Origin of the sequence: Xanthomonas sp. Leaf148, assembly GCF_001423585.1 — a bacterium.
Taxonomy (GTDB): domain Bacteria; phylum Pseudomonadota; class Gammaproteobacteria; order Xanthomonadales; family Xanthomonadaceae; genus Xanthomonas.
Map to the genome: position 1 here is coordinate 296,228 of NZ_LMOP01000008.1, position 13,090 is coordinate 309,317.

Genomic DNA, 13,090 nt, shown 5'->3' on the forward strand with positions numbered 1-13,090 from the left:
AGGCATCGCCGTGGGAGTACACCATGCAACGACGTCAATTTTTGCTTGCTTCTGCCGCCGCCGCCGCGAGTCTGCCCTGGGCTGGTCGCCTGTTTGCCGCTCCGCGCAACAGTGCGCGCCTGCTGGTGGTGTTCTTGCGCGGCGGCTACGACAGTAACAATCTGTTGGTGCCGCATGGCAGTGATTTTTATTACCAGTCGCGGCCCACGCTGGCGATTGCGCGGCCGGACCCGGCCAATCCCGACAGCGCCATCGCGCTGGACGCGCAATGGGGTCTCAACCCGGTGATGCGCGATGCCTTGCTGCCGTTGTGGCAACGCAATCAACTGGCGTTCGTGCCATTTGCCGGCACCGATGATGTGTCGCGCAGCCACTTCGAAACCCAGGACGATATCGAATCCGGGCAAGCCGGTAAGCACCGCGACTATCGTTCCGGGTTCATGGCGCGGCTGTCGGGTGTCCTCAGTGGCGTGCCGGCGATTGCCTTCACCGATTCGTTGCCGCTGACCTTCCAAGGCGGCGGCGACCTGCCCAACGTCTCGCTGCGGGGCATCGGCAAGGGCGGGTTGGATGCGCGTCAGTCGCAGATCCTGTCGCAGATGTACGATGCCACGCCATTGGCGGCGGCGGCGCGCGAAGGACTTGCGTTGCGCCAGCAGGTTACCGCGCAGCTGCGCGAAGAGATGGAGCAGGCCGGCCGTGGCGCCGCCAGCGCACGTACGTTTGCCGATGAAACCCGGCGCATGGCGAGCTTGATGCGCGAGCGGTATCGGCTGGGATTTGTGGATGTTGGCGGTTGGGACACGCATGCCAATCAGGGCAGTGTGGCAGGCGGGCTGGCCAACAACTTGCGCAATCTCGGCGAAGGGCTGGCCGCGTATGCCGATGCGTTGGGCCCGGCCTGGGACGACACCGTGGTGGTGGTGATTTCCGAATTCGGCCGCACCTTCCGCGAGAACGGCAGCAAGGGGACCGATCACGGGCATGGCACCACGTACTGGGTGCTGGGCGGCGGCGTGCGCGGCGGTCGCATCGCCGGCGAGCAGGTTGCGGTGGACCAAGCGCATCTGCTGCAAAATCGCGATTACCCGGTGCTCAGCAATTACCGCAGTTTGTTTGGCGGCCTGTTGCAGCGCTTGTGGGGTTTGTCGCCGACGCAGCTGGAACGCGTGTTTCCAGGTGCGACACCGCGCAATCTTGGCTTGGTGTGAGCGCGATCAATCGCGCCTGTTGCGTTCGTGTCGGGCCACTCAGCGTAGTGCGCGGTATCTGCACCTGCTCATCCGCGCGCTGCATCTTCCTGCATTGCCATGTGCGCGTGGCGACGACGGTGAGAGGCAAGCACTCACCGCATCGTGGCGCCAACGTTTAACCGTGCGCACACGCCCAAACACGATCAGATCCACGCGACCGACGCGATGCAAGCCGCGTCGCGCATGCATTCAAACCATGACGCAATGATCGCGCAGCGCCATCAACGTGCCGTCTGCGACGCGAACGGCGACGGCCCGTACACGCTGACCAGATGCGCGGCGACCTCCGGCATCACCCGCTGCAGCACTTGCGGCGCCGAGAAGTGATATTCGCTGACCACCGCGAAGAATTCTTCCGGAGCCTCTGCTGCATACGGGTCGATCTCGGTGTCCTGGCCGGCATCCACGCGTTGGCAGAACGCAGCGAAGGCGTGCTGAAAATCGCGCGCCCAGCGGCGTTGCCGATCGCGCGGCAGTGGTGGCGTGCCGTCGAGCGCACCGTCCAGTGCATCGAGCTTGTGCGCCATCTCGTGCACGATCACGTTGCAGCCGGCCTGCGGGTCGTCAAGATCGGCTTGCACATCGGCCCAGCTGACGATCAACGGACCTTGTTCCCAGGCCTCGCCGATCAAGGTGTCGTCCCAGGCATGCATTACGCCGGCCGCATCCATCTGGGTGCGCCGCACGCGGAAGGCGTCCGGGTACACGATCAGTTGCGACCAGCCACGCCATCCCGCTGCGCCGATTTCCAGCAGCGGCAAGCAGCAGGTGGCAGCCAGCAACACGTGGTCGTGCGGCTGCAGCTGCAATCCATCGACCGGCGAAATGGTTTTTTGGTCCAGGAACTGCGCGGTCAGCGCACGTAGACGTTGCCGGCGTTGCGCATCGAGCGCAGCAACCCAGGCGCAGCGGTCACACACCGGCTGCCAAAGCGCATCAGTAATCTCGAGCGGCGGCCGGCGCAGCCAGCGCGTCAACCACTGGATCAGCGGAACATGCCCGGCAGAAAACTGTGCCAGCGCGGCATCATGCGCATGCGGGGGAACAAACTGTCGCCATCGCTGCCACCACCGCCGGTTGCCGGCGCAGGCTTGTGTTGCGGCGCGCGCGCCGGTGCTGCCGCGTCGCCATTTGGGGTTCTGCCGCGTGCGGCCGAGTTGGTGCTGACGCAGCTCTCATGATCGCCGTCGACCAACTGGTCCGATGCCAGTGCGGCAAGCGGAGCCAACAAGAACAGCAGGCAAACAGTGAGTCGGCGCATCGTCCACATCCAGGGCAAGCGGCGTGAGTCGCCGATCATAACGCGGTTTTCACTCCCTCACGCAAGCCGCGCTGGGCGGCCGCGAAGGCTTGGCGCATACTTTCGCGGATCGATTTGGGAACCGTTGCCGTGGATGACCGCGCGTTGCTGGCCAAACTTGCGAGCGGCCGGCTGTCCGGCGATGCGTTGGCGCGCGATGCCGGGTTGACCCGTGCCGCCGTGTGGAAGCGCATCCAGAATTTGCGCGCTGCCGGTGTCGATATCGACGGACGGGCAGGCGATGGCTACCGCCTGGCCGCGCCGCTGGACCTGCTGGATGCCACGCGGATCCGTGCGGCCATGGCAACCGACGCGGTGGCGGGCCTGGTCGCGCTGGAGGTGGCCTGGACACTGGAATCCACCAACACCACGCTGCTGGCGCGCCCGGCACCGGAACACGGCGTGTCTGTGTTGCTGGCCGAGCGTCAGACCGGCGGGCGCGGTCGCCGCGGCCGTCAGTGGACCTCGCCGCTGGCCGCACACATCTATCTGTCGGCATCGCGCCGTTTCAGCGGCGGGCTGGGCCAGCTGGCCGGGTTGAGCCTGGCGGTCGGGGTTGCCGTGGCCGAAGCCCTGCGCGGGTGCGGGTTTGCCGATGTCGGTCTGAAGTGGCCCAACGACCTGCTGGCGCGCGAGCGCAAACTGGGCGGTCTGTTGATCGAAGGCGGCGGCGAGATGGCCGGCAATGCGCGTGCGGTGATCGGGCTGGGCTTGAACGTGCACATGCCGCCGGCCGCCGCCGCGGCGATCGATCAACCATGGGTGGATCTGGACACCCTGGCCGGGCGCGCGGTGTCGCGCGACAGCGTGGCGGCAGCGGTGCTGTCCAGCCTGCTGCCGGCACTGGATCTGTTCGAAGCGCAGGGCTTGGCGCCGTTTCTGGCGCGCTACGCGGCGCTGGATGTGCTGAGCGGGCGCACCGTGCAGGTTGAAGAAAGCGGCACCCTGCATCGTGGTGTGGCGCTTGGCCTGGCCGCCGATGGTGCATTGCGCGTGCAACTGGGCGAAACGATGCGCCTGTTCCACTCCGGAGAAGTCAGCGTGAGACCTGCATGAGCGAGTGGTTGTTCGACCTGGGGAATTCGCGCTTCAAGTACGCCCCGCTGCACGGCAACCGCGCCGGCGACGTGCGGGCGTGGGCGCACGGTGCCGAGGCGATGGATGCGGCGGCGTTATCGGCGTTGCCGTCCGGGCGCATTGCGCACGTGGCCAGCGTGGCGGCGCCCGCATTGACGCAGCGGATGATCGCTTGCCTGCAGGAGCGTTTCGAGCAGGTCCGCATCGTGCGGACCGCAGCCGAATGCGCTGGCATCCGCATCGCCTATGCCGACCCGAGCCGCTTTGGGGTGGATCGTTTTCTGGCCTTGCTGGGTGCGCGTGGCGACGCACCGGTGCTGGTGGCCGGGGTGGGCACTGCGCTGACCATCGATGTACTCGGTGCCGATGGGCAGCATCACGGCGGGCGGATCGCCGCCTCGCCCACCACCATGCGCGAAGCGCTGCATGCGCGTGCGGTGCAGTTGCCGCCCAGCGGTGGAGAGTATGTCGAGCTGGCCAACGACACCGACGATGCCTTGACCTCCGGCTGCGACGGCGCGGCGGTGGCGCTGATCGAGCGCAGCCTGCACCACGCGCAGCGCAGCCTGGGCGTGCCGGTGCGGCTGCTGGTGCACGGCGGCGGCGCGCCACCGCTGCTGCCGTTGTTGCCCGATGCCAGCTTTCGCGCGGCCTTGGTGCTGGATGGACTGGCGACCTGGGCGATGCATTCGTCCTCGCCGTAGAGCGTCTTGTGCGGGTTGGACGAGAGGCGTTAGCCGCCAGCGGCGTGGAGCGGATGCGCTGTGGCGCCGGTTGGGCTGGCTTCGACATTCGGCAGCGGTGTGCTCGGCACACCGGCGTTGTAGAGCCCAGGCAGAGCTGCCTGGTGCACGCGCTGCCGAAGGCCAATGCACGGAAACGACCATCGGGGGCGCCGAGAGTGCGTTGCGCGCCTTGTCCCGTCGCGGCACCGGACGCTTCGCACTCCCCCAAGCCCCATGACAGGCTCTAAAATCGGCGCATGTACGTACGCGCGCTCATCGTTGTCCTGATCATCCTCAATGCCGGGGTGGCACTGTGGTGGGCGTTGCAGCCACCGCCGGCGCCGCCGGCCGCACCACCGCAACCGCCCGGTGTTGCCCGATTGGACGTGCTGCCGATGTTGCCGACCAAGGCGACAGCAGCGGTGCCGCGTCCCGAAGTGACAACCGCTGCAACGCCGGATGCCGGTGCAACGGTTGCATCCAATGCGCCGACTGCAGCGACGACGCCTGTGCCGAAGCCAGCGCCAACGGTGGTCGAGACAGCACCCCGTCCGGCCGAGCCTGCAGCGGCAGCGAAGGCCGCTTCCACATCGGTTGATGAAGCCACCGCTGCCGCAACGCCTGCAGCAGTGCCGGCGCCGCCGGCCGCCCCGGAGCGCTGTGTCAGCGTCGGGCCGTATGCGGCACGCAGCGATGCCGATGCTGCGCTGTCGCGCGTTCGCGGCCAGGCCAGCCGCGCCAGCGTGCGCGAGGACGCCGATGCCGGGATCAGCACGTTTCGGGTGATGTTGCCCAACGTGGGCGACCGCGCCACGGCGCAGGCCTTGGTCAAACGCATTGCTGCCGCCGGCATCGGCGACTATTACGTGATTGCCCAGGGCGAAGACAACACCGTTGCGCTGGGGCAGTATCAGAGCCGCGAGCGCGCCGAACGGCGTCAGGCCAGTCTGGTGAGCGCGGGCTTTCCCGCGCAGTTGGTGCCCAGCGGCAGCGGCCAGTCGCGCTGGTGGGTCGATATGCGCAGTACGGCGACGGCCGCTGCGTTGCAGAGCGCCGCAGGCGCAACGCGGCAACGATCGCTAGATTGCTCCGCGCTGCGCTAGAATGCGCACCGGCGCGCAACGCGCCTGCCTTTGCCGGCATAGCTCAGTTGGTAGAGCAACCGCCTTGTAAGCGGTAGGTCCCCAGTTCGAATCCGGGTGCCGGCACCACGAAGGCCTTTCCGCAAAGCCCCGGTCGCCCGGAAACGCCCATGTAGTAAGGGTTTCGTCGGGTCGGTGTAGAACTTGGGCGCCAGGTATCACAACGGTTCGTCACTACCACTCCCCAGAAATTCCCCATACGATGCGGTCATGGCCAGCATCCAACGAACAGGCAATAAGTGCCGCGTGCAGGTCTACATCGACGGCGTGCGTGACTCGACCAAGAAGGTAGCGCGTTAGGAGGCTGCTCAATGGGCATTGGAGCGCGAGGCCGAACTGCGTGGCACAAAACTGCCCGACAAGACTTTCGATGAAGCCCTGAAACGCTATGAGGCGGAAGTTGTGACGCGTGCTGGATCGCGGTGGCGGTCGGCAAGTTGCGCGGAGGCCGGCACGTAAAAATGTCGGTACATGCCGCAACTACATCTTGCTCGACTACTCGACCACCTCGTTCCAGACGCCGCCGATGGCGCTAAACCCGGCGATCACGCTGCTGGCTACGCCTGCGCAGCAGACGATCAACCTCACGCTATTCATTCCTCCGACGGCATCGGTGGTGGAGCTCAAGGTCAGCAACCTGTCCAACCTCACGGCCTACATCGGCCGGCCGGCGATGGGCACGCTATCCCGCACCAATCGGCCGATCAACGTGGCACCAAACAATAACCTCACGTTCCAGCTGCGCTTGGACAGCGATCAGTCCATGACTATGCTCGCTTCGACCACTGGCCTGCTCGGCGGCGTCGTATCGTTGGCCGCCGGCAACGTGGTCGTCGAGCTCGTGGGTTATTTCTTCGACCGGTAAGGCTTCCCCGATACTTTGGCGTGGAACAGCCCGACATGTGAAATCCCATATCGCTGCCAATCTAACTCTGCCGGTTGCGGTGCCAAGATGGCTGCTCACACCGCGTGGCGCTTGAGTAGCGTCGAGCCGGCACTCACTTTGATAGATCGTTGCCGGACTCAGCCGCATGTGGGTATTCCCTGACGGAACTGTGAGGTTTAGACCTAAGCTTTAGGGCCCAACCGCTGCGACATACTCTCGCCTCCGAAAATTCTTCGGATTACAAGGAGCGTGCAGTGGTGTTGAAGAAAATTGCGTTTGCAGCGATGGCGCTGTCGGGAGCTTTCATTGGTGCGGCACACGCCGGTGAGCAACTCGTGCCGGAAATTCCGCGACAGTATGAGAGTCTGAAGCTCGATACCCGCACATCTGCAGCCGCGCTTGCGGTACCTCCGGATGTGCAGCTGATCTCGATGTATCGCCTCATTTGGCCCCAAGAGCGGGACCGCATCACCAGTCACGAACTTCCGACGGGCGGCAATGTGAAGCGCTGGAAGGTCGAGGGCATAATGGGTTACGCGAGCTTCGTTCCGTTCGCTGGCTCGCATGCGGTTTACAGTTGCTTTGTGCTCGGAACAAAGACGGATAAGGCCGAGCACTTCAGCTCGACGGACCCTAATTGCGAAGGTCAGGGGAAAAACACCTATCAGTACATCTTGGGCTGGGTTGCCAATACGCAGCTTGAGGGCACCACGCCGCTCTACCGCTGTGACTATCCGGCATGGGATGACCACTTCGATAGCGTTGACCCGACCTGCGAAGGCTGGGACAAGGTGGGTGCAATCAATAACTACGTTCTAGGCTACATCTGGTACTGAGGAAATCCGGCGCGCTGCAGCTGAGCAGCGCGCTGGATAATTGGATTGACCTGTTGTTATGGCCCGTGACTACTTTTCCTCGATATAGCGTTTCAAGACGTCGCGAATTGTGGCGACATTGTCAATGTGGCCGATGAGCTATGTTTCATCTAAATAACACCACCAAGGCGACCCAATCTCTTGGACTTTTGTAGTTAGGGCCGAGTAGTCCCTGCCATTATTTTGAGGCGGTAACTCGCCATATATCTACACAGTAGATCCTATGTACTTTGCGGCAGTATGCGTTAAACATGCTTCGAAAACTGAAGTCGGTACAACCCAGGTGTGCGGCATGTAAGCTCAATGATCGACTTAAGCGCAAGACAGCTTCGTCTGCTTTCTGTAACTTTGATGCAACACGATTTCTAAATTTTTACTTTGAGACGAATTGTCGGGTATGCCCCGTGGCTTTTGCTACTTCTATTGCGAAAAAATTATCGGAGGCGACATGAGTGCTGTAATGAGCGAAGCTGAAGGTGATAAGTTCATCAATTCATGCAGCTGTCGCGTATGGGCAATTGATGGTTGGGAGGACGAAGCAATATCTAGTGCGTTCAACAACAGCATTGCAACCCTGGGTACGAAACTTTCACTTACTTCTTCAGCAAAGAAAAAATCGTTCGATGAGAAGGTTGCTTTTTTTCTGACGTTGCAGAGAAGTCCTCCTGCGAAGCACAACAAGCAATGCATTGTCTATGGTGTGTTTGATTCGAATGACGACGTCACGCCAACCCACATGTGGTTGGAGTACGACGGCTACATTTACGACACGGTGCCGGGCGATCCTCTCTGTAGAAAAAAAGCAGGTCTCCGCAATCGATACCACCCCGGGTGCGAACCTCACGTTCAGCCAAAGGAGATGGTCGGAGCGGCGCCGACTTATCTTACAAAGCGACAATCCCGGGTGCTGAAGGCAGCGGATGGAAGCTGGAAGGCTTATGGGCGGGGCATCTCCACCTACATTCCAGAGAATCAAGTTGTGAGGGGGTAGTTGCTGAGCCGATATTGGCTTGGAGTCATCTTCTTCTTCCCTTCGGAAGTCCTACGCGATTACGGTCCCGCCACGCCGACACTTCTCCCGCAACCCAAGTTGTCTGACGCATTGTTAGGCGAACCGAGAAGTCAGGCCGGCAAGCGACGCGCTCAAGCACCGTCCTGGGTGCCATTCTTAGCAATTGCCCGACCGCCTCCGCATTGATGGTTCGAAGTTCCCAAGGCACCTCACTGGGTGTGTCGTTCATTTAAGCCCCCTCCGCTCCGGCAATGTTTGTTACGCAGTGCTGTTCAAGGCTGCCTTCGGTGGTTCCTGCCCTAGCCCTTATTGGGCGTCCAGACTTGTATAGCCGGAGGACGGAGGGCGGATTGCTCAACTGCAGATCGCAGGGCGACAGGCCATCCATGCGCATCAAGGTAATGCCGGATCACGTTCCGGCGCAGGAAACATGCCTGAGGCGCCCTTTGCGGACTGCGGCAAAGCTCTTTCACCTCATCCCGGGATAGGCACAGTTTCGACACTACTTGTCGCCTCTATCCAGTTGAGGCCGATTACAGCACAGAACACAATCTGCATCTGCTCTGCGGGCAAGTGAATTGAAATCGCGCAGTCGTCTCGTAATCGCATCCCCTGCGACAGCGTTCTTTAGTCTCGGGTCATGAGCTATCACCATAGACAAAGCAGCCCCTCGCGACCTGGCCTGCCGTACGAGCAGTTCGCAGGATTGATTGATCTGATCGGTGAAGCCGTTGCGGCGAAAATCGTGGCCCAGATCCAGCCAAGTCTGTCGGCTTCACTGTCGTCCATTGAGCGTCAGCAATACGTGCCGCCTGTATCTGATGGAAGGCCTCGCCTATTGCGCATTGCGCAGGTCAAGGACCGGGTAGGCATGTCCCAGACCACCATCTATGACCGGATCAAGAAGGGTGCATTTCCCAAGCCGGTGCCGCTGGGCACGTTGGTTGCCTGGCTGGAGTCTGAGATCGACGACTGGATTGCCGCCCGAGTAGCCGATCGCTCCGGCGGTTCGCCGGGCTGAGATCGCTGACGGCGACCGCCAGGGGCAGCTGACTTCTGGGTAGCCACATCACCCGGATCGCAGGCGGTGACTTAGCAGGAATTCTCCAGACTTCCCGGAAACCCTTGCAGGACAAGGGGGCTTGAATCCGGGTGCCGGCACCACGAAGGCCTTTCCGCTGTATCCCGGAAAGGCCCGCCCGCTGCCGGGCTTGGCGATCAGCTTCCCCAGAATGCGTCTTCCTGAACTTGATCGGCCGAGAACAACCGGACTTCGACGATCTTGCCGTCTTCGATGCGCAGCAGATCCACGCCGGCCTGCTTGAGCGTCACGCCGTTGGCCTGGCCGGAAAATTCCAGCGTGATGGCCACCCAGTCGCCGCTGGCCATGTAGTCATCGGCACGGCTGATGGCGAAGGTGCCATTGGAGACCTCCATCATCTTGCCCAGCATCGGCCCGACGACCGCCATGCCGCGGTGGGTGCCGGAGAACTGATGGTTGCCGGGCTGGTGCCAGATCACGTCGGGCGAAATGAGGCTGCCCAGCGTTGCGTGGTCGCCGGTCTGGACCGAGGTGATGTAGGACTTGGCAGTGTCGATGTTGTTCATGGTGTTTTCCTTGGTTGGTTGAAATGTCAGCGTGTAAGGCCTGCAGGCGCGGGTGCCTGGTTGGCCGATCTTTAGTGGGAGTAAAGCGCGGTGCGGTCAGCGGTGATAGATCAGGACATCAGGCTTTGCTGGGCGCCGGGATGTAACGTGATCGACCAATTGACGTGCACGACGCGCCAGCGTCCTTCGATGTAGCGGAAGACCTGTGTCGAATTCCAGGGAGTACCCGGCTTCTCACCGCCCTGGCCGTCGGCGAGGATGTTCTGCAGGTTGTAGTGCAGCACAGCCATGTCGCGGTTATCGCTGACCATTACCACCGGCTGGATGTAGTCGTTGCGCAGGATCTTGAGCTTGCCCTCGAATACTTTGCGAAAGTAGGCCTCCACCGCCGCATGACCGTCCAGACGCAGCGCGGTCAGGGGATCGAAATACGACACGTCGTCGCTGTAGACCTCCAGTGCGCCATCGACGTCGCCCTTGTTCCAGCGTTCGTTGATGCCGTTGTCCACGGCCAGAATGGCCTGGGTGATCTGTTCGATATCGGCTTGCATCGTCTGTCTTCTCAGGAAAGTGGGGGGGCGTGCTGTGGGAGTGATTATTGGACTTGATTCGCCGACGCGAGCGGTCCAAAGTGGACGGCTAATGATCATTTCCGGACATCTTTCAACTGGCGCGGGCAGATGACCAGTTCCGGGCGCACCCGTTTTGCGAAGGCGCAGGCGAGGTCGCAGATCCTGCCGCTGGCCTATCACCCGCAGGGCCCCTATGGTCTCGACCTAGAAGTCTTCACGGTTGCCGATCTACGAACCCGTGCAACCCCGGAAGAAGTGCAGGCGACGCACCGTTACGGATTCCACACCTTGTTGTGCGTGACCCAGGGCGTGTGCACCCAGCTGATCGACTTCAAGGCGATCGCCTGCGAGCCAGGTTCGCTAGTGATCGTGCGGCCCGGCCAGGCGCACAGCTATGGCATCAAGGACGACTGGGATGGTTGGAACGTGATTTTCCGCCAGGAGTTCGTGCTGCCGGCAGCAACAACGCCGGGCGATCTGAAGCTCGCCTTCGATCTGGGCAAACTGCCGGATCACGTGCACCTCGGTCGCGATGACTTGAAGCGGCTGACCGATGTGATCGTGCAGATGCGCCAGGACACGCAGATGGAGGCGCCGCAAGAAGACGTGCACGCCCTGTTGCGTCATCAGCTGCATGCGTTGCTGACGCGGCTCAGCATTTTGCATGGCCGTACCCACGTGCGCGATGTTGCGGTGTCTGCGGCGCTGCGCCGCTTCCACCGGTTCCAGCAGCTTGTCGAAGACTATTTTGCACAGTGGCATCAGGTTGCCGACTACGCCGATCGACTTGGGTGCACGGAAAAGAGCCTGGCGCGCGCAGTGCAAGCGGCGATGGGCACCACCGCAAAGACCTTCATTGCCGCACGGATCAATCTGGAAGCCAAGCGCCTGCTGGTGCACACATCCCTGCCGGTTGCCGCAATCGCCGAGGAACTGGGCTTCGACGAAGCGACCAACTTCAACAAGTTTTTCAGGCGGGAAGTGAGTTGCACGCCGTCGGAATTTCGGCGGCGGTATCGGGTTGCCGAGCGATAGCGACCGCCTGCATGCGACTGCGCAAAGAGCGGTGACCCGCTGCCATCTCCGCCATCGGGGCGTGATGGCGCGACGCGTCTGATGCGGCAGCGGCTTCGTCGGGACACCTGACTGGCCGTGCCCTCAGCGCAACCGCGCTCCTCAGCAAGCGTGCCGAGCTCCCGTGTGCGGGTAAGTCGCGCGTAGCTCGCAGCTCGAAAATCGGCATCGCGCAGCGGTGGTGCTGGCTGCGCGGCTGGACGCTTGGTAGGTCAGGCCGGGCGACCAGCCGAGAGCAGTTCCAGCACGGCCTTGCCGGCGTCGGACTGTGCGGCGTCGCCGCTCAAGCGTTCGGCCAGGGCTGCCACGACAATGGCATGGGTGTGCCGCAACACGCTGTCTGCATCGGCGCTGGCGTCCACGACGTGTTTACCCGGCAATTGCAGCGCGGCGAAGATGGCACGGCAGCGTTCCAGGTTGTCCTGGGTTTCGAAGTGGTTGGGTGCGTCGCCGCGGGCGCGGATGCGGGCCAGACCGGTGGGTGGCGGCAGATCGAGCAGCAGCAGCACGTCCGGGCGCGGTGCGAAGGCATTGCGTTCCAGCAGATCGTCCAGCGGCAGGCCGGCCGCGCCCTGGTAGGCGACCATCGACGGAAAGTAGCGGTCCAGGATCACGATGTCGCCGCGCGCCAATGCGGGGGCGATGAGGGTGTCCACATGTTCGTGGCGGTCGCGGATCAGCAGCTCGGCTTCTTCGTCCGCGCTCAGGCGGCCGGTGGCGGCGGACTGACGCAGCTGGGTGCCCCAGGGGCCATTGGTCGGCTCCTTGCTCAGCACGACGCGGGCGCCGGCCGCTTCCAGTGCGTTGGCCAGGCTGCGGGCGAGGGTGGTCTTGCCGGCGCCGTCGATACCTTCGATCGCGATCAGCAAGCCGCCGGGCTTCAGTTCGATTGTCATCGCGCTACTTTATCCGATCATGGCAATGGATCCGTCGCTGGCGATCTTGCAGGGCGTGCGCCCTGCATTGCTGCGGGGCGCTGGATCACGCAATGGCATGGCGTGACAGCACGCGACGACCTTCATCCCACATGAGCACGTTGCGCAGGACGGCGACGATGGCGGCGCCGCGCTGGCACGTCATCGCGCCACGCTTGCTGGGCAAGTTGGGCAGTGCATGCGCGTCCCGCCATCCGCCATGCACAAGCTGCAAGCGTTCGAACACAACCCGCCCTCGAACATCATCGACGGTGCATCTGGTGCCGAGTGGACGTATCGGCGAGGGTCTGGACAGCTCTCCCGTGCGCCGCCACGCGCGGCAATCGCCTCAAGACATCAGTCTTTGGTTGTGTGCAGCGGCGATCACTGCGTCTGCGCCGACAGTGCGGTTCACGCGTGATACCGCGGTTTTTTCACAGGTTCCCCGGCCGCCGCGTTCCCTGGCGCTGCCGCTATTGCCGATTCAGTATCACGGGTATGTCTTGCGTGATGTCAGGAATGTCCTGATGTCACCGCTTCTGTCCGCTGGGCATACTGAATAAGTCAGACACAGCGCTCATTTGTAGTACGACTGAGTCGCGTTTCTGGCTTCAAGGAAGAAGGACGCGTCGCCGCCACCCTAGAGGCGGCA

General features: G+C 62.8%; 16 protein-coding genes and 1 tRNA gene. 10 read left to right on the forward strand and 7 right to left on the reverse strand.

All coding sequences use genetic code 11. The annotated features are described in order from the left end of the window. Positions 1–23: 23 nt before the first annotated feature. A complete protein-coding gene (locus ASF90_RS05945; protein WP_055850195.1) occupies positions 24–1,211 on the forward strand; it encodes a DUF1501 domain-containing protein in 1,188 nt (395 codons plus the stop codon). A 263-nt stretch (positions 1,212–1,474) separates the two neighbouring features. Here ASF90_RS05945 and ASF90_RS05950 read toward each other — a convergent pair whose 3' ends face one another. Both ASF90_RS05950 and ASF90_RS05955 read right to left on the reverse strand, forming a co-directional pair. Then, positions 1,475–2,230: a M90 family metallopeptidase gene (locus ASF90_RS05950; protein ID WP_055847186.1), complete on the reverse strand. Its 756-nt coding sequence runs from the start codon at positions 2,228–2,230 to the stop codon at positions 1,475–1,477. Between the two features lie 8 nt (positions 2,231–2,238). Further along, complete coding sequence (locus ASF90_RS05955) at positions 2,239–2,553, reverse strand: hypothetical protein (protein WP_055847189.1); 315 nt, start codon at positions 2,551–2,553, stop codon at positions 2,239–2,241. Positions 2,554–2,628: 75 nt separating this feature from the next. Here ASF90_RS05955 and birA point away from each other — a divergent pair, with 75 nt between their 5' ends. The 7 genes from birA to ASF90_RS23310 all read left to right on the forward strand — a co-directional run bounded on the left by birA (position 2,629) and on the right by ASF90_RS23310 (position 8,249). Beyond that, positions 2,629–3,609 (forward strand): bifunctional biotin--[acetyl-CoA-carboxylase] ligase/biotin operon repressor BirA, encoded by a 981-nt coding sequence (birA, locus tag ASF90_RS05960; RefSeq protein WP_330218872.1) that lies wholly within the window; start codon positions 2,629–2,631, stop codon positions 3,607–3,609. Further along, entirely contained in the window at positions 3,606–4,334 is a 729-nt protein-coding gene (locus tag ASF90_RS05965; protein ID WP_055847195.1) for a type III pantothenate kinase, read from the forward strand. Before birA ends, ASF90_RS05965 begins: the two co-directional genes overlap by 4 nt. A gap of 278 nt (positions 4,335–4,612) precedes the next feature. Beyond that, a complete protein-coding gene (locus tag ASF90_RS05970; protein WP_055847197.1) occupies positions 4,613–5,458 on the forward strand; it encodes an SPOR domain-containing protein in 846 nt (281 codons plus the stop codon). A 32-nt stretch (positions 5,459–5,490) separates the two neighbouring features. After that, positions 5,491–5,566 (forward strand) — tRNA-Thr (locus ASF90_RS05975). Between the two features lie 418 nt (positions 5,567–5,984). Further along, a complete protein-coding gene (locus ASF90_RS05980; protein WP_055847200.1) occupies positions 5,985–6,362 on the forward strand; it encodes a hypothetical protein in 378 nt (125 codons plus the stop codon). Positions 6,363–6,640: 278 nt separating this feature from the next. Beyond that, entirely contained in the window at positions 6,641–7,219 is a 579-nt protein-coding gene (locus ASF90_RS05985) for a hypothetical protein (protein ID WP_153066598.1), read from the forward strand. 499 nt (positions 7,220–7,718) lie between these two features. After that, on the forward strand, positions 7,719–8,249 hold the full coding sequence (locus tag ASF90_RS23310) for a hypothetical protein (RefSeq protein ID WP_153066597.1): 531 nt from the start codon (positions 7,719–7,721) through the stop codon (positions 8,247–8,249). 320 nt (positions 8,250–8,569) lie between these two features. On the opposite strand, the gene ASF90_RS21625 is transcribed toward ASF90_RS23310, so the two are convergent. Next, positions 8,570–8,773, reverse strand: a complete 204-nt coding sequence (locus ASF90_RS21625; protein ID WP_236699216.1) for a DUF4224 domain-containing protein — start codon at positions 8,771–8,773, stop codon at positions 8,570–8,572. A gap of 137 nt (positions 8,774–8,910) precedes the next feature. Between ASF90_RS21625 and ASF90_RS21630 the strand changes: the two genes are divergently transcribed. After that, a complete protein-coding gene (locus tag ASF90_RS21630; RefSeq protein ID WP_082473436.1) occupies positions 8,911–9,291 on the forward strand; it encodes an AlpA family transcriptional regulator in 381 nt (126 codons plus the stop codon). Positions 9,292–9,488: 197 nt separating this feature from the next. Here the strand turns inward: ASF90_RS21630 and ASF90_RS05990 are convergent, their stop codons facing one another. Further along, positions 9,489–9,878 (reverse strand): nuclear transport factor 2 family protein, encoded by a 390-nt coding sequence (locus tag ASF90_RS05990; protein WP_055847206.1) that lies wholly within the window; start codon positions 9,876–9,878, stop codon positions 9,489–9,491. Positions 9,879–9,988: 110 nt separating this feature from the next. Continuing rightward, positions 9,989–10,429, reverse strand: coding sequence for a nuclear transport factor 2 family protein (locus ASF90_RS05995; protein ID WP_055847208.1), 441 nt, complete (start codon positions 10,427–10,429; stop codon positions 9,989–9,991). Positions 10,430–10,558: 129 nt separating this feature from the next. Here ASF90_RS05995 and ASF90_RS06000 point away from each other — a divergent pair, with 129 nt between their 5' ends. Beyond that, positions 10,559–11,485 (forward strand): helix-turn-helix domain-containing protein, encoded by a 927-nt coding sequence (locus ASF90_RS06000; RefSeq protein ID WP_055847210.1) that lies wholly within the window; start codon positions 10,559–10,561, stop codon positions 11,483–11,485. A 251-nt stretch (positions 11,486–11,736) separates the two neighbouring features. On the opposite strand, the gene tmk is transcribed toward ASF90_RS06000, so the two are convergent. Together tmk and ASF90_RS06010 are read right to left on the reverse strand one after the other, a co-directional pair. Then, positions 11,737–12,420, reverse strand: a complete 684-nt coding sequence (tmk, locus tag ASF90_RS06005; protein ID WP_055847214.1) for a dTMP kinase — start codon at positions 12,418–12,420, stop codon at positions 11,737–11,739. 85 nt (positions 12,421–12,505) lie between these two features. Then, positions 12,506–12,685 (reverse strand): hypothetical protein, encoded by a 180-nt coding sequence (locus ASF90_RS06010; protein ID WP_055847215.1) that lies wholly within the window; start codon positions 12,683–12,685, stop codon positions 12,506–12,508. Positions 12,686–13,090 lie beyond the last annotated feature (405 nt).

What these genes read in the sequence shown, in the direction of transcription:
- ASF90_RS05945 (WP_055850195.1), top strand. Translation starts at nt 24, where the DNA reads ATGCAACGACGTCAATTTTTGCTTGCTTCTGCCGCCGCCGCCGCGAGT.
- ASF90_RS05955 (WP_055847189.1), bottom strand. Translation starts at nt 2,553, where the DNA reads ATGATCGGCGACTCACGCCGCTTGCCCTGGATGTGGACGATGCGCCGA.
- ASF90_RS05965 (WP_055847195.1), top strand. Translation starts at nt 3,606, where the DNA reads ATGAGCGAGTGGTTGTTCGACCTGGGGAATTCGCGCTTCAAGTACGCC.
- ASF90_RS05970 (WP_055847197.1), top strand. Translation starts at nt 4,613, where the DNA reads ATGTACGTACGCGCGCTCATCGTTGTCCTGATCATCCTCAATGCCGGG.
- ASF90_RS23310 (WP_153066597.1), top strand. Translation starts at nt 7,719, where the DNA reads ATGAGCGAAGCTGAAGGTGATAAGTTCATCAATTCATGCAGCTGTCGC.
- ASF90_RS21630 (WP_082473436.1), top strand. Translation starts at nt 8,911, where the DNA reads ATGAGCTATCACCATAGACAAAGCAGCCCCTCGCGACCTGGCCTGCCG.
- ASF90_RS05990 (WP_055847206.1), bottom strand. Translation starts at nt 9,878, where the DNA reads ATGAACAACATCGACACTGCCAAGTCCTACATCACCTCGGTCCAGACC.
- ASF90_RS05995 (WP_055847208.1), bottom strand. Translation starts at nt 10,429, where the DNA reads ATGCAAGCCGATATCGAACAGATCACCCAGGCCATTCTGGCCGTGGAC.
- ASF90_RS06000 (WP_055847210.1), top strand. Translation starts at nt 10,559, where the DNA reads ATGACCAGTTCCGGGCGCACCCGTTTTGCGAAGGCGCAGGCGAGGTCG.
- tmk (WP_055847214.1), bottom strand. Translation starts at nt 12,420, where the DNA reads ATGACAATCGAACTGAAGCCCGGCGGCTTGCTGATCGCGATCGAAGGT.